This window comes from Pseudomonas sp. HLT2-19-2, from assembly GCF_054898005.1.
In genome coordinates, this window is the sequence record NZ_CM142712.1 from 370206 (window position 1) to 384449 (window position 14244).

Below are 14244 nucleotides of genomic sequence, written 5' to 3' on the forward strand. Positions count from 1 at the left end.
GGAGCGAGGCTTGCCCGCGAAGAGGCCCGTCCTGTCACCGCAAGTCTACGATCCAGCCAATGACTTCAGCGCCGCCTTGCGCTCACCAACCGGCAACGCGCCGAGCTTCTCGACTGCCGCATAAAACTTCACCCAATCCCCTCCCACTTGCCTGAACAACACCGCAAATGCTGGCACCCATTGGTCGTATAGCCCAAACGGCAACAGCCGGGCATTGTTCATTGGCGCATTGATCCACGCGTCATAGCGTTTGTCCCCGGCCCACTGGCTACCGCGTAACTGCCGGTATTCATCCCGCAAGCGCTCGAACTCGGCGGCTTTACGCTGGCGCATCGGGTCGGCGGCCAGGGGCAGGGTGTACAGCCGTTCAAGTCGCGTGCGGGTATCCAGAACCAATTGAATAAACTGGTCTCGTTGCTGCACCTGCGCGCCGCTGTCTCGCGCCAGGCCGCGGAATGCGCGCCATTGGCGGGTGCCTTCCTGTTCGACGAAGGTGGCGAAAGACTCGTTGAATTCGGTGTCGTCCTTCACATAAACGCGCTGGTGCGCCAGTTCGTGGAAGATCAGCGTGGCCAATCGTTCGTCGCCCCAGCCCATCATCGAACTGATGATCGGATCGTTGAACCAGCCGAGCGTCGAATAAGCCTCGACGCCGCCGATCGACACGTCCATACCTTGCAGTCTTTGCAATGCCGCCTCACCGCGGGCCGCGCTCTGACTGTAATAGCCGCGATAGGCGACGCAACCGGCGATCGGGAAGCAATGGTTCTGCGGCGTCAGTGAAAACTCCGGCGTGGCGAAGACATTCCAGACTACGAACGGCCGGCCAATGTCGGCGTACAAACGGTAACTCTGGTTATCCGGCAGATGCAGCTGTTGGCTGGCAAACGTGCGGGCCTTTTGCGATTGAGTCAGGTGCGCACGCAATAGCTGATCGCGACCGGGATCGGCAATCACTGTGGAAACCGGCTCCCGTGCCCGCAGCAATTGCAGCTGACCACTGGCCAATTGACCGTAATAGCTGACGCCGGCGCAACCGCTGAGCAACAAAAACAACACACCCGGAAACAAAATGCGTAAAACGCGATCAAGTAACCCAAGGCTTGGAAGCGGCCTGATCAAAATGAATCATCCTTGGAGAGTCTGCCCGCAAGACTATCCCGCCTGACTGGAGCTCCGCTATGCGCACGTTGATGCTGACAGGAAGCCTGCTGATGCTGGCAGGTTGTGCTGGATTCGGATTACCCCCCCATGATCCGGCTCAAGCGTGGATCGACCTGGATTCGAAGCAGGAAGACACCGCGCTGCAAGCGCTGGCAGTCGATGACAAGGCCTCCACCGACAGGCGCTATTTCGAGGTTCAGCCGGGTAGCCATGAGCTGACGGTTCGTTATCAATTCCCGGTCGCGCCAACCAACATCGGACCCGACGCCGAGCCACTATGGCGTGACTGCCAGTTGAACGTGAAATTCAAGGACTTCAACGCTGGCGAGCGGTATCAGCTGCAGGCGGGGAATATCGGTTTTCGGCCGTGGGCAAAGCTCTATGATCAGCAGCGAAAAGTGATTGGCCAGGGTGTACCGGCAGGCTGCCAACGCGCTTGATCGGCGTTATGCTGAATGACCAATCCTTGGGACATTCATCATGCGCAGGTTAATGCTATTGCTTGCGGCAAGCATTATTGCTGGCTGTCAGAGCCCGTCACCAGCGGTGAATCCGCAGATGGCCTGGATCGACTTCTCGACGCCATTCCCCAACGATAAGTTGCTGATGGCGGAGCGACTGGACAATCAGCGAATGCGCGATGGGCGTTTTTTCCAGGTCACGCCGGGCAGCCATGAGCTGGTTGTCAGATTCGACTTTGAAGTGCCCGGTGGTGGAGGCATGGGCATGATGAGCGACCCCACGGAACGGTTGTGCTACCTGACCATCAACTACGATCATTTCGAAGCCGGCCAGCGTTATGTGCTGGAAGGCCGTTCGATAGCATTCACCCCTGGCGCCCGGTTGTACAACGCCAAGCGGGAGATCGTCGCTGAAGATCGGGAGTCTTTTTGCGTCCCGTGAGGGAATCAGCGGTCGTTCTTCTGGTAGATGATTTTCTTGGTGCCGCTTTCGCAACTGCCGACGACCATGTTCTGATCGTGCACTTCGTCGTTGGTGACGATCTCCAGGGTATAGGACGAGACGTTATTGGCCTGGATCTTGGCTTCAATCTCGGCCTTGAGTTCTTCACAGGATTTCGGTACCGCCAGGGCCGATGTGGCCAGCGCGCAACAGATAATCGCCAAGGCAAAACGTTTCATGGTTGAAGCTCCTTTGAGGCAGCACGCACAGTAATGCGTTTTAGCTGCTGTCATTCATTCGACCACAATCTCGCCAGCCAGGTTTTGTTCCAGCGCAAAAAAGATCGCAGCCTGTTGAAGGCCGCGATCTTTTATGGGGTAGAGAGACAGGCCAATATCAGTTGACCAACGTCGCATCCAGACTGATTTTCGCGTTCAACACTTTGGACACCGGACAGCCTTCTTTAGCCTTGTTGCTCAGTTCCTCGAACTGCGCTTGTGTCGCCCCAGGGATTTTAGCCTTGAGGATCAATTTCACCGCCGTGATCGCAAAGCCGCCTTCAACCTGATCCAAAGTGACTTCGGCGTTGGAATCAATGCTGTCAGCCTTGAGACCTGCGTCGCCGAGAATCATCGAAAACGCCATAGAAAAGCAGCCCGCGTGCGCTGCGCCGATCAGCTCTTCCGGATTGGTGCCCTTGCCGCCTTCGAAACGCGCCTTGAAACCGTAGGGCGCTTCTTTGAGTACACCGGTTTCCGTGGAAATCGAGCCGATGCCGGTTTTCAGGTCACCTTCCCAATGAGCCGATGCTTTCTTTGTAATAGCCATATCTGCCTCCTCAAGATCCGGCGCGAAGCGTCACGCCTTCGTGGTTTTCGGTTGCTAGGGTTCTGAGGATAGACGGTGGTGCAAAGTTCACTTGATCTGAATAGTCCTACCGTTTTGGTAGGAATTTTCGTCCTGGCTATTGAAACTCGGGTATATGCCCTCATTGCATGAGACACGCTTATAGATTCGGCAGGTTTTCGTTTGCGAGAAAAAACCTGCGTACCCAATTGGAGAAGCAGGTTTATGAAACGACTGTCCGATATCAAGTTCTCGACCCTCGATCTGGTACCCGTGCGCGAAAACGGCAGCGCAGCCCAGTCGCTGCGCAACTCTCTGGACCTGGCGCAGCACGTCGAAAAATTCGGCTACAACCGCTTCTGGGTTGCCGAGCACCACAACATGGACGGCATTGCCAGTTCCGCAACCTCGGTACTGCTGGGCTACCTGGCCGGCGGCACTTCGACTATTCGTGTCGGTTCCGGTGGCGTGATGCTGCCCAACCACGCGCCACTGGTGATCGCCGAGCAGTTCGGCACCCTCGAAAGCCTTTATCCGGGGCGGATAGATCTGGGGCTGGGGCGCGCACCCGGTTCTGATCAGATGACCGCTCGCGCGCTGCGCCGTGAACGCTCCGGCAGCGCCGACGAGTTCCCTGAAGACGTGGCGGAACTGATGCGCTACCTCGGTCCGCGCACCCCGGACCAGCGGATCATCGCAATGCCGGGTACCGGCACCCATGTCCCGGTCTGGCTGCTGGGCTCCAGCCTGTTCAGTGCACAACTGGCCGGTGAACGCGGTTTGCCCTACGCCTTTGCTTCACATTTCGCACCGCGCCTCATGCATGAGGCCATTCGCGTCTACCGCAATCACTTCAAGCCTTCAGCAGTGCTGGATAAGCCCTACGTGATGCTCGGTGTTCCGTTGGTGGCTGCTGACACCGACGAGCAGGCAGATTATCTGGCGACTTCGGTCTACCAGCGGATTCTCGCTTTGATGCGTGGTCAGAGCCTGGTGCAACGTCCGCCAGTGAAAACCATGGACGGTCTATGGCTGCCTCATGAGAAAGAAGCCGTCGGCGATTTCCTTGGCCTGGCGATGGTCGGTAGCCCGCAGAAAATCCGCGCCAAACTGGAAGTACTGATCGAGCAGACCCAGGCGGACGAGCTGATTTTCACCTGCGACCTGTACGAACATGCCGATCGTGTGCACTCCTATGAGCTGCTGGCGCAGGTCATGAAGGGCTGACATCCAAATAACGAGCACAAAAAAGCCGACGTCATTGCGTCGGCTTTTTCATTTTAGAGGGAGGTCAGCCCTGCTTGTAGACGATTTGCTTGGTGCCTTTTTCACAGGTGCCGACGACTTTCCCGTCAGCAGCAGTGCCTTTATCTACGATTTCCAGTGAATAATTGGAAATACCTTTGGCATCCAGCTTCGCGGCGATATCGGCTTTCAGCTCTTCGCATGGCTTGCCGTGAGCAAAGGCTGTTCCTGCAAGACTCAACAAACCTATCGCCAAAATAAAATACTTCATCGATTGCATTCCCTGGTCGGATCAATAGGGGCACCCAGCGATCAGCCGGATGTACATATGTAGCGCTTTGCCATTCCCTATGGCGCTCGGCCAGCGCGCAATTTCCGAAGATTAGCTCAAACTCAGCTAGTGGCAATCCGGAACCCGACTTTGAGCGTCACCTGAAAGTGTGCAGCCTTGCCGTCCTTGATGTGCCCGCGGGTTTCGGTCACTTCAAACCATTCCAGGTGCTTGATGCTTTTATTGGCTTCGGCCAGAGCGTTGTTGATGGCGTCTTCAATGCTGCTGGTGGACGAGCCAACCAGTTCGACTTTCTTGTAGGTGTGATGATCAGTCATGGCGTTCTCCTCAGGGTGTGAAATACAGCCTAGCAGTGATTTTTCGTATTACTTCTGTCGGCCAATCCGACGCAGAAGTTCAGATTTACTGCACTTTCTCGAACCCCTGAAGTCCCAACCAACACACGCAACTCAATCAATGCAGGAGAGCCACCATGGCCAACACCTCTTTACGTAAAGCCTCATTGCAAAGCATGGAAGCCGAGATCGAGAGTCTGCTGAAATCTTTGGAAAATTTGAAAGACGACGCCTCGGACGAGTCGCGTAAAACCCTTAAAGCGTTGAAAAGCAACGCCGAGAACGCGCTGAAGCACTCGCGCCATTTGCTCAGCGATGCGTATGAAGAAGTCAAAGTCAAAACGCGTGAAACCGGGATTGCCACGCGGGACTACGCCCAGGAACACCCTTGGACTACAGCGGGTGTCGCCGTCGGTGCATTGGGTCTGCTCGCGGCTTATCTATTGTGCAAACGCGGTGACTAATCCGTCCGGCGCAGCTCGTTTTTAAGCCACTGCGCCAGTTGCCGAGCGCGCCCGTCCGCGGCGCGCTTGGGTAGCCACAACGCCAGTTGCGCCGGGGTTTTACTGAAGCCCCAAGGCGCAACCAGGCGACCGGCCTTCAAGTCCTCGGCCACCAGTGGTTGAGGGGCAATCGCCACACCCAGCCCGGCCATTGCAGCCTCCAGCAAATAATACAAATGCTCGAAACCCTGACCGTACTTCAACGCCTTGGCGTCGAGGCCGCTTTGTTGTGCCCAACTCGGCCAGGCCTGTGGGCGAGAGGTGGTGTGCAGTAATGGCTCGTTCAGCAGCGCTGTGGGCGGTGCGTCTTGCAGGCGTTCGTAGCCCGCAAATCTTGGGCTCATGACCGGGCCGATGCGTTCGCTCGCCAACTCATACACCTGCATGTCCGCTGGCCAAGGCGGCTCGGCAAACACCAGCAAGGCATCCAGTCCCGGACGCCGTGGATCGAGATCACCCTCGCCAGCCGACAGGTGCAGGCGCAGGTCCGGCAGGTCGGTATTCAAGCGTCCCAGCCTGGGAATAAACCAGCGTGCCAGCAAGCTGCCTGAGCAACCCAGTACGAACGGTGCATCGGCGGTACTTTGGGTCAGCTCTGCACAAACAGTCCGCAAGCGCTCGAACGCCTCACCGCTGGCATCGCGTAAACGAATGCCTGAATCTGTGAGTTTCAGGCCGCGTCCATCTTTCATGAACAGACTCACACCGAGGTGTTCTTCCAATACCTTGAGCTGCCGGCTGACCGCGCCATGGGTGACGTGCAGCTGTTCGGCGGCCTTGCTGACGCTGTTCAGGCGGGCAGTCGCTTCGAAGGCCCGAAGGGCGTTCAGCGGAGGAAGGTCATGGCTCATTGAATTTGTGAGTTTTCCTGACAGGTTGTGGCGATCTTATCGGTTTTCAGCCTGCGGCGTCAGGGGTAGAGTTAAGCCCACTCTCTCTTCAAAAGCATCATCCCACCCATTCAACCGGAGCGACCCATGACCCAGACTAATCTGCGCAACGGCCCCGACGCCAACGGCCTGTTTGGCGCGTTCGGCGGCCGTTACGTCGCCGAAACCCTGATGCCGTTGATCCTCGACCTGGCCCGTGAATACGAATTGGCCAAGGAAGATCCTGCATTCAAAGAAGAATTGGCCTACTTCCAGCGCGACTATGTGGGTCGTCCCAGCCCGCTTTACTTCGCCGAGCGTCTGACCGAGTTCTGCGGCGGCGCGAAGATTTATCTCAAGCGCGAAGAGCTGAACCACACCGGCGCACACAAGATCAACAACTGCATCGGCCAGATCCTCCTGGCGCGGCGCATGGGCAAAAAACGCATCATCGCCGAGACCGGCGCTGGTATGCACGGCGTGGCGACTGCCACTGTAGCTGCACGTTTTGGCCTTGATTGCGTGATCTACATGGGCACCACTGACATCGAACGTCAGCAAGCCAACGTATTCCGCATGAAGCTGCTGGGCGCCGAAGTGATCCCGGTCGTGGCCGGTACCGGCACTCTGAAAGATGCGATGAACGAAGCCCTGCGTGACTGGGTGACCAACGTCGACAGCACCTTCTACCTGATCGGCACTGTGGCCGGTCCGCACCCTTATCCTGCGATGGTCCGCGACTTCCAGGCCGTCATCGGCAAAGAAACCCGTACCCAACTGCAAGCCCAGGAAGGTCGTCTGCCGGACAGTCTGGTGGCGTGCATCGGTGGTGGTTCCAACGCCATGGGCCTGTTCCACCCGTTCCTCGACGACAAAAGCGTCGAGATCATTGGCGTTGAAGCCGCCGGGTACGGCATCGAAACCGGCAAGCACGCAGCCAGCCTGAACGGCGGCGTACCGGGCGTGCTGCACGGTAACCGGACCTTCTTGCTGCAGGACGACGATGGCCAGATCATCGACGCTCACTCCATCTCCGCCGGCCTCGACTACCCAGGTATCGGACCGGAACACGCCTGGTTGCACGACATCGGCCGCGTGCAGTACACCTCGGTGACCGACGACGAAGCCCTCGACGCATTCCACAAATGCTGCCGCCTGGAAGGGATTATTCCTGCACTGGAAAGCGCCCATGCCCTGGCCGAAGTGTTCAAACGCGCACCGACCCTGCCAAAAGATCACCTGATGGTGGTCAACCTGTCCGGTCGTGGCGACAAAGACATGCAAACCGTGATGCACCACATGGAACACTCTCAGCAAGAGCAATCCAAGCAGGAGAAACACTGATGAGCCGCCTGCAAACGCGTTTTGCCGAACTCAAGGAACAGAATCGCGCCGCCCTGGTGACCTTCGTGACCGCTGGCGACCCGAGCTATGACACCTCTCTGGCGATCCTCAAAGGCTTGCCCGGCGCGGGTGCCGACGTGATCGAGTTGGGCATGCCCTTCACCGATCCAATGGCCGACGGCCCGGCAATCCAGTTGGCCAACATCCGCGCCCTCGGCGCCAAACAGAACCTGGCGAAAACCCTGCAAATGGTCCGCGAGTTCCGTGAAGGCAATACCGAGACGCCGCTAGTGCTGATGGGTTACTTCAACCCGATCCACATGTACGGTGTGCCGCGCTTCATTGCGGATGCCAAAGAGGCGGGTGTTGACGGCCTGATCGTGGTCGACCTGCCGCCCGAGCACAACGGCGAACTGTGCGACCCGGCTCAGGCAGCAGGCCTGGATTTCATCCGTCTGACGACACCGACGACCGATGATGTGCGCCTGCCGACTGTTCTGAACGGCAGCTCTGGTTTCGTCTACTACGTGTCTGTTGCCGGTGTGACCGGTGCGGGCGCCGCGACTCTGGAGCATGTTGAAGAAGCGGTTGCCCGTCTGCGTCGCCATACCGATTTGCCGATCAGTATCGGTTTCGGCATTCGTACGCCAGAGCAGGCGGCGTCCATCGCTCGCCTCGCGGACGGTGTGGTGGTGGGTTCGGCGTTGATCGATCACATCGCCAATGCATCGACTCCGGATCAGGCTATCGATGGCGTGTTGAGCCTTTGCGCGGCGCTGGCCGATGGCGTGCGTAAGGCCCGCGTCAGTTGAGGGTAGAGTTCCTGATACAGAGGAATTAGAGCCTCGCGGCGCAGCTGAAGGCTTCGCGGATCTGCCGCGAAGCCTGTTGTTTACGGCAACTCCAACCCGCCCGACGCCTTGTGCAACTTCCTCAGATGCTCGCCGACCTGCTTCAGGTTGGCTTCATTGGCGGCCATCTCGGCCGCACGGCTCGGTTCGAGCAGCGCTCTCACCTCTTTGTCCAGATCGCCTGTCAGCGCCTGAAGCTGCTTCTGCCGCAGGCTGCTTTCCGACTCGAGACGCTGCCACTCACTCGGCTGCGGCAATCCATAACCCCCGGTGCCAAGAAGCTCCGCCGGACGGCTGAGGAATCCGCTGTTGGCAAGAATTTGCTGCAAGGTCGCGTTGGCTTTGTCCATGCCGCCGTTTTTCAATTCCCGAGCGCCCAGATAGCGCTGCTTAACTTCGTCCTGGGCCAGCACCAATTGTTGGCGGAAGGCTGCCTGCTCCAACAACAGCAATGCTGCGCTGGTGCGCAAGTCGGCTTGGTCGATCCATTGCCGACGCTCCTCAGCTTTTAAGGCGAGCCAGTCTTCGACCTTTTCCTGCTTGATCGGCAAGTGCTTCTTCAGCACTTCGAACATCGCTTGATAACGATCGCGGAAGGAGTCGAAACGATAGCCCAGACGCAGCGCTTCGCGGGGATCATCCAGCACGCTGGTGTCCGCCAGTCCGCGGCCCTTGAGCACTTCCAGCAAACCGTTGGGCATGATGCTGTCCAACCCGACCAGTTTTGTGTTGTTGGTGCTGCTACGCAGTAACTTCAGGCCCTCTACCGCGCAGTTATTGGACAGGAAGAAGTAGTTGCCGTCGTAACTCCAGTGCATTTCGGCAGCGTGTTCCACGACGTCTTCGATCTCGCTGCGCGACAGGTTCAGCGGCACCGAGGCAAGGCTGCGCAATTCGGTCTTGGTGTATTCGTCGATCACCTGGGCCAGTGGCAGGACAAACAGGCGCGACGGATATTTGCCCACCAGTCCGTCCCAACTCGACAGCTGTACGTCACCGACGAAGGCGCGGTAGGACAACACCAGGTGCTGATCCAGATCGAGCCGGCAATCCGGACCACGTGGCCGGCCGGGTGCACAGATCACCAACCGCAACATGCTGTGGCCCCAGCGGCTGGCCCAGTTCTGGTTGGCTTCAGCCAGCAGATAGTCGACGGCGTAAACCCGTTCCGGATCGACCTTACCCAGTGGCGTTTTGGCGAAATCATTGCCGGCATTGAGGAAGGAGAAGGTTTTGCCACAAGTGTCTTTAGCGGTGGGCGCCCAGCCGAAATGGTCTTTGTAGTAGCGGTACAGCGCAGGGCGACGGCAGGCGTAGCTCGGGTCCAGGAGGAAATACTCCATGTTGACCGCGACAAATTCCTTGGGGCTGCTCGTTTCGTAAATGTCCGGGCTACGGGCAATCTGCCGGTTATGTTGTTCGCGCTCGCCGCGGCGGCCAACGTACTGCGGCCAGCCGGCGAGGTCGAGCAGGCGCGGGTCATCACTGAGGGTAAAACGCCGTGCTGATTGGCCGCGGCATTGATCCGGGATACCCACCAGTCCCGAGCTGCTGTTGCGCCGGGTGCAACGCTGAATCAACGTGCGCTCCGCGACCGGCCACAGGCGCGAGCGGTCATAGATGTGGGTAAGTTCGTGCAACACGGTGGCCAACATTTCGCGGCGCACTGTGCCATGGGGACGATAGGTCTTCTTGGTCGCGGCGCTGCCGTCAGTGAGGCTCACAAGCAAGTTGCGATTCAGATCGAGCTCGGACACCAGCGATGCCTGACCGTAAGCGTTGCTCGGCATGTCATCGGTCCAGCCGACGTCGATGCGTCGGTCGAGCTGCTCGATGAACCGCGGCGGCAGGGCCTGCATAGCTTCATCGAGCAACGCCTGACTGGCCTGCTGCTGAGCGGGGCTGAGGCCCTCGGTCTTGAGCCTTAATTGCAAGTCAGCCTGGGCTGTATTGCCGAGCAGCAACATGACCCCGGCCAACAGCCAGGCGCCTGGCGACCTCACAGTGCGAGGATGGCTTCGGCGAGAACCTGATCATTGGCGTCGCGGGCTTCTGGTACGCGGGTGCGCAACGTGTTGAAGGCCGCTTCCAGGTGTGCGCCACGAATCTCGCCATCGCTGGCGACGAAGCTGGCCGCATCGTCGTGGGCTTCACGAACGATCTTCGAGTCACGGATGGAAGTCGTGGTATCGGAAGTGAAATCAAGCGTGCGTTGGGTGGCGTTGATGATGATATTACTGCTGGCGACCAGGGTGTGTGCCTGGGCCACACCAGTCAATAACAGCAGGCCAAAGGCGGCAGCAATCAGAGGACTACGCATGGAACGACTCCGCAAGGATAAGGATAAGGATAACTATTGGACGAGAATTGCCTGCGCCAGTTCAAGGTCGCTGGCATGAAGTTTTGACTGGGTCCGGCGCAGATAAATCAGGGCGGACTCCAGTTGTGCTCCTCGCAGTTGGCCGTCGCTGGCGATGAACGCCGCAGCGTCATCGTGTGCCGCGAGGAGCAGCTTACGGTCGAAGGGGGCAGAGGCCACCATGCTTGTGGCGTAACCGGTGGCCACAATGCCTTGTGTAGACAGGTTAAAGGCGTCAAAGGCATGGACCGAGCCCATCCCAAAGGCTGCCACGAAAACCGGAGTGATCAATAGATGTGAAAGAAAACGCATGAGACTCGATAGTTGAAGGCGAGTCGCAAGGCTAGCGCAACGCCTGCTCTAGAGCCAGCGCCGAAACATTGGGACACGGCGGGCGTGTCCCACGTCAGTGATGCCGCTTAGATAGTCAGTATGGCTTGCGCCAGTTGTGCATCAGTCGCGTTCATCTGAGGTGCTTGGTGGCGAATATGGTCGAGTGCACTTTCCAGTTTCACACCACGAATGGCGCCTTCGCTGGCAACGAAGCTGGCGGCGTCGTCACGGGCGGCGCGCACGATTTTGTCATCGCGAAAGGAAGAAGTGACATCGGAAGTCGCATCAGACGTTGCCTTGAGCGCACCGACGACGGAATCGGTGGTCACGATAAAGCTGGTGGCGTGGGAATTGGCAGCCACGGCAAGCAGGGCTGCAGCGCTGAGCAGACGAAGTCGGGACATGGTGAAACTCCTTTGGAAAACCGATTGAGAGGTGGCGCAGTGTCTGTTGAGTCAGACGCCAGTCATGCAGCGTTCGCCACGTTCTATTTGGATATTAGTCCTGTGAGTATCGGTTCGAACAGTCCCGTCTGTTCAAGTGGGAAACTAGCGCCAGAACGGTTTATCCAATTCGTTGAGACGATCCGCGCGGCTGATGCACAGGTCTGAGAGCTGCCGGTCATTGAGTTGACTCAGTAAACGCCGGGTTCGCGCCCTTTCCAGGCTGTCGGCGAGGGCATCCATTAATCTACGAAACCAATGGGGGCGAGGTGTTGATTGAGGCGTGGAAATGGAAACATCCAGTAAGTGCTTCATGGCGCGGTCCTTTTGCGGGTAGTTCGGGATTTCAGGGTGACCCCTTCCTGCCTACCGCAACAGACACACTACGCTGAAATTGTACCAGTTCAATTTGTGAAATACTAAAACTGTACCTGTTAAGAGATCTCTCCACTGTATGACCCGAATGGATCCTCCAGAACGACAAAGCCCGTCGTGGTTTCCCACGACGGGCTTTGTTTTTTCAATTTGGATGCTGGCGGTGGACCCGGTGGGTCAGAGCCAGCGACGCTAACTTAGCGCCAGAACGGCTTGCTCAGCTCTTCGTAGCGTTGTGCTTCGCTAATCCCGGCGTCAGCCAGCAGACGCGAATCCAGACGAGCCAGTTGATGGCGGCTGGAGATGCGGCGCTGCCACAACATCAGGTTGGCGAGAACGCGAAGAGGCGTGGAAGCCTGGGTTTTTACAGCGTTGTCTTCGAAAAACAGCTCGGAACTGAGTGTACGTTCCATGGTTGACATCCTTCCGCTTGTGGCGGGATTAGGTAGTGGTTTAACTGATGCCAATGATCCTCTCGTTTGGCTAGTCTCTGTAGATACAGTTCACCTGTATTGTGAGGGACCAGTTAACTGTTAATGGGTGGTGTACTGGTCTAAATTGAGGCAACTGTACTTGTCAGCACTAATATGGTGCGTTTCTTATGATTTTACTGAAAAAGGTAGGTTGTTACGGTAGGAAATGACCGGTACAGCAGTACAGTTTTAGACGCATTTCTGCTTGGCAACAGCAGGCTGACGAAACTGTGTTTGCGTCAGCTGCCATCTGTATCAATTACACCGCCAGCATTCGCCCGGTTTCTTCAAGATTAATGTGCCAGCTCAGGGCATCACGCAGAATATGCGGCGTGTGCCCGCCGAGTGCACAAGCAGCTGTGAAGTAGTCATCGAGGGCTTGGCGATAGTCCGGGTGCACGCAGTTATCGATGATGACGCGAGCGCGCTCTCGCGGCGCCAGGCCACGCAAGTCCGCCAGACCGATCTCCGTGACAAGGATGTCAACGTCATGCTCAGTGTGATCGACGTGGCTGACCATCGGTACCACGCTGGAAATTGCGCCACCCTTGGCAATCGACTTGGTCACGAAAATCGCCAAATGCGCGTTGCGCGCAAAGTCGCCCGAGCCGCCGATGCCGTTCATCATCCGCGTGCCGCAGATGTGGGTGGAGTTGACGTTGCCATACAGGTCGAATTCAAGCGCCGTGTTGATGCCGATGATTCCGAGCCGACGTACCACTTCCGGGTGGTTGGAAATTTCTTGCGGGCGCAGCACCAGTTTGTCCTTGTAGCGCTCAAGGTTGCCGAAAACATCGGTATTGCGGCGGCTCGACAAGGTGATCGAACTGCCCGAAGCAAAACTCAGCTTGCCGGCGTCAATCAGATCGAAGGTCGAATCCTGCAACACTTCGGAATACATGGTGAGGTCTTCGAATGGCGAGTGAATCAGGCCACACATCACCGAATTGGCGATGTTGCCAATCCCGGCTTGCAGCGGACCGAGCTTGTTGGTCATGCGTCCGGCAGCCACTTCCTGCTTGAAGAAGTCGATCAGGTGGTCGGCAATGGCCTGGGTATCAACGTCCGGCGGCAGTATGGTGGACGGCGAGTCAGACTGATTGGTGATCACGATCGCGACGATCTTTTCCGGCGGAATCGGGATGGCCGTGCTGCCAATGCGATCATCAACCTTGACCAGCGGAATCGGTGTGCGGGTCGGCCGATAGGTCGGGATATAGATGTCGTGCAGGCCTTCAAGATTTGGGTTGTGCGCCAGGTTGATCTCGACGATCACCTGTTTGGCGAAAATCGCGAAGCTGGCCGAGTTACCCACCGAAGTGGTCGGCACGATATGGCCCTGCTCGGTGATGGCCACGGCCTCAATCACCGCGATGTCCGGCAGTTTGAGCTGCTGGTTGCGCAATTGCTCGACGGTTTCCGAGAGGTGCTGGTCAATGAACATCACTTCGCCGGCGTTAATGGCCTTGCGCAGGGTGCTGTCGACCTGGAATGGCATACGTCGTGACAGTACGCCGGCTTCGGTGAGCTGTTTATCGAGGTCGTTGCCCAGGCTGGCGCCAGTCATCAGCGTGATTTTCAGCGGGGTGATTTTGGCGCGTTCGGCCAGTGCGTGGGGCACGGCTTTGGCTTCGCCGGCGCGAGTGAAACCACTCATGCCGACGGTCATGCCGTCCTGAATCAGAGCGGCAGCGTCAGCGGCGCTCACCACCTTATCCAACAACGAAGACAAGCGAATACGATCACGGTACATGGATTGTTATCTCGGGCAACGGAAGCAAGGTAGGTAGTCTAGTGATATCAAAAAAATTCCTCCCGCTACCATGGTCGAATGCAGAACCCCGATTTAGAGCCTTTGGTCGGTTTTTAGCGGGTAATAAAAAACCCCAGCCTACTAGAGACCGGGGTT

Annotated in this window: 19 protein-coding genes; 6 read left to right on the plus strand and 13 right to left on the minus strand. The window is 57.7% G+C overall.

Annotated features, from left to right (window positions below):
• Positions 1 to 45: 45 nt before the first annotated feature.
• Positions 46 to 1122, minus strand: a complete 1077-nt coding sequence (locus ACYZTU_RS01745; protein WP_461967598.1) for an aminopeptidase — start codon at positions 1120 to 1122, stop codon at positions 46 to 48.
• A gap of 59 nt (positions 1123 to 1181) precedes the next feature.
• Between ACYZTU_RS01745 and ACYZTU_RS01750 the strand changes: the two genes are divergently transcribed.
• Positions 1182 to 1604 carry a PA0061/PA0062 family lipoprotein gene (locus tag ACYZTU_RS01750; protein ID WP_461967600.1) on the plus strand — a complete coding sequence of 141 codons (423 nt, stop codon included), beginning with the start codon at positions 1182 to 1184 and terminating at the stop codon, positions 1602 to 1604.
• A 40-nt stretch (positions 1605 to 1644) separates the two neighbouring features.
• Positions 1645 to 2067 (plus strand): PA0061/PA0062 family lipoprotein, encoded by a 423-nt coding sequence (locus ACYZTU_RS01755; RefSeq protein ID WP_461967602.1) that lies wholly within the window; start codon positions 1645 to 1647, stop codon positions 2065 to 2067.
• 5 nt (positions 2068 to 2072) lie between these two features.
• On the opposite strand, the gene ACYZTU_RS01760 is transcribed toward ACYZTU_RS01755, so the two are convergent.
• Both ACYZTU_RS01760 and ACYZTU_RS01765 read right to left on the minus strand, forming a co-directional pair.
• On the minus strand, positions 2073 to 2306 hold the full coding sequence (locus ACYZTU_RS01760) for a DUF1161 domain-containing protein (RefSeq protein ID WP_461967604.1): 234 nt from the start codon (positions 2304 to 2306) through the stop codon (positions 2073 to 2075).
• A 157-nt stretch (positions 2307 to 2463) separates the two neighbouring features.
• Positions 2464 to 2895 carry an OsmC family protein gene (locus ACYZTU_RS01765; RefSeq protein ID WP_461967606.1) on the minus strand — a complete coding sequence of 144 codons (432 nt, stop codon included), beginning with the start codon at positions 2893 to 2895 and terminating at the stop codon, positions 2464 to 2466.
• Between the two features lie 243 nt (positions 2896 to 3138).
• On the opposite strand from ACYZTU_RS01765, the gene ACYZTU_RS01770 reads away from it, so the two are divergent.
• Entirely contained in the window at positions 3139 to 4140 is a 1002-nt protein-coding gene (locus tag ACYZTU_RS01770) for an LLM class flavin-dependent oxidoreductase (RefSeq protein ID WP_461967608.1), read from the plus strand.
• A gap of 64 nt (positions 4141 to 4204) precedes the next feature.
• On the opposite strand, the gene ACYZTU_RS01775 is transcribed toward ACYZTU_RS01770, so the two are convergent.
• Both ACYZTU_RS01775 and ACYZTU_RS01780 read right to left on the minus strand, forming a co-directional pair.
• Entirely contained in the window at positions 4205 to 4429 is a 225-nt protein-coding gene (locus ACYZTU_RS01775) for a DUF1161 domain-containing protein (protein WP_461967610.1), read from the minus strand.
• A 122-nt stretch (positions 4430 to 4551) separates the two neighbouring features.
• Positions 4552 to 4767, minus strand: coding sequence for a dodecin (locus ACYZTU_RS01780; protein ID WP_282383060.1), 216 nt, complete (start codon positions 4765 to 4767; stop codon positions 4552 to 4554).
• Between the two features lie 155 nt (positions 4768 to 4922).
• On the opposite strand from ACYZTU_RS01780, the gene ACYZTU_RS01785 reads away from it, so the two are divergent.
• The gene (locus tag ACYZTU_RS01785) at positions 4923 to 5249 is read left to right on the plus strand and encodes an ElaB/YgaM/YqjD family protein (protein ID WP_054047930.1); all 327 of its coding nucleotides are present in this window, start codon (positions 4923 to 4925) and stop codon (positions 5247 to 5249) included.
• Here ACYZTU_RS01785 and ACYZTU_RS01790 read toward each other — a convergent pair.
• Positions 5246 to 6139, minus strand: a complete 894-nt coding sequence (locus ACYZTU_RS01790) for a LysR family transcriptional regulator (protein ID WP_461967612.1) — start codon at positions 6137 to 6139, stop codon at positions 5246 to 5248. The genes ACYZTU_RS01785 and ACYZTU_RS01790 overlap by 4 nt on opposite strands.
• A gap of 126 nt (positions 6140 to 6265) precedes the next feature.
• Between ACYZTU_RS01790 and trpB the strand changes: the two genes are divergently transcribed.
• Together trpB and trpA are read left to right on the plus strand one after the other, a co-directional pair.
• Complete coding sequence (trpB, locus tag ACYZTU_RS01795; protein WP_282383072.1) at positions 6266 to 7501, plus strand: tryptophan synthase subunit beta; 1236 nt, start codon at positions 6266 to 6268, stop codon at positions 7499 to 7501.
• Positions 7501 to 8313 (plus strand): tryptophan synthase subunit alpha, encoded by an 813-nt coding sequence (gene trpA / locus ACYZTU_RS01800; RefSeq protein WP_461967614.1) that lies wholly within the window; start codon positions 7501 to 7503, stop codon positions 8311 to 8313. The genes trpB and trpA overlap by 1 nt, the downstream gene beginning before the upstream one ends.
• Before the next feature lie 80 nt (positions 8314 to 8393).
• Here trpA and ACYZTU_RS01805 read toward each other — a convergent pair whose 3' ends face one another.
• The 7 genes from ACYZTU_RS01805 to ACYZTU_RS01835 all read right to left on the minus strand — a co-directional run bounded on the left by ACYZTU_RS01805 (position 8394) and on the right by ACYZTU_RS01835 (position 14088).
• Positions 8394 to 10355 carry a DUF7844 domain-containing protein gene (locus ACYZTU_RS01805; RefSeq protein WP_461967616.1) on the minus strand — a complete coding sequence of 654 codons (1962 nt, stop codon included), beginning with the start codon at positions 10353 to 10355 and terminating at the stop codon, positions 8394 to 8396.
• Positions 10352 to 10672 (minus strand): DUF2388 domain-containing protein, encoded by a 321-nt coding sequence (locus ACYZTU_RS01810; protein WP_461967618.1) that lies wholly within the window; start codon positions 10670 to 10672, stop codon positions 10352 to 10354. Before ACYZTU_RS01810 ends, ACYZTU_RS01805 begins: the two co-directional genes overlap by 4 nt.
• A 33-nt stretch (positions 10673 to 10705) precedes the next feature.
• Complete coding sequence (locus tag ACYZTU_RS01815; RefSeq protein WP_461967620.1) at positions 10706 to 11023, minus strand: DUF2388 domain-containing protein; 318 nt, start codon at positions 11021 to 11023, stop codon at positions 10706 to 10708.
• Between the two features lie 107 nt (positions 11024 to 11130).
• Positions 11131 to 11448, minus strand: a complete 318-nt coding sequence (locus tag ACYZTU_RS01820; RefSeq protein ID WP_461967622.1) for a DUF2388 domain-containing protein — start codon at positions 11446 to 11448, stop codon at positions 11131 to 11133.
• Between the two features lie 144 nt (positions 11449 to 11592).
• Entirely contained in the window at positions 11593 to 11802 is a 210-nt protein-coding gene (locus ACYZTU_RS01825; RefSeq protein ID WP_461967624.1) for a DUF1127 domain-containing protein, read from the minus strand.
• A 257-nt stretch (positions 11803 to 12059) separates the two neighbouring features.
• Positions 12060 to 12275 (minus strand): DUF1127 domain-containing protein, encoded by a 216-nt coding sequence (locus ACYZTU_RS01830; protein WP_008154465.1) that lies wholly within the window; start codon positions 12273 to 12275, stop codon positions 12060 to 12062.
• Positions 12276 to 12594: 319 nt separating this feature from the next.
• Entirely contained in the window at positions 12595 to 14088 is a 1494-nt protein-coding gene (locus ACYZTU_RS01835; RefSeq protein WP_461967626.1) for an acetyl-CoA hydrolase/transferase family protein, read from the minus strand.
• Positions 14089 to 14244 lie beyond the last annotated feature (156 nt).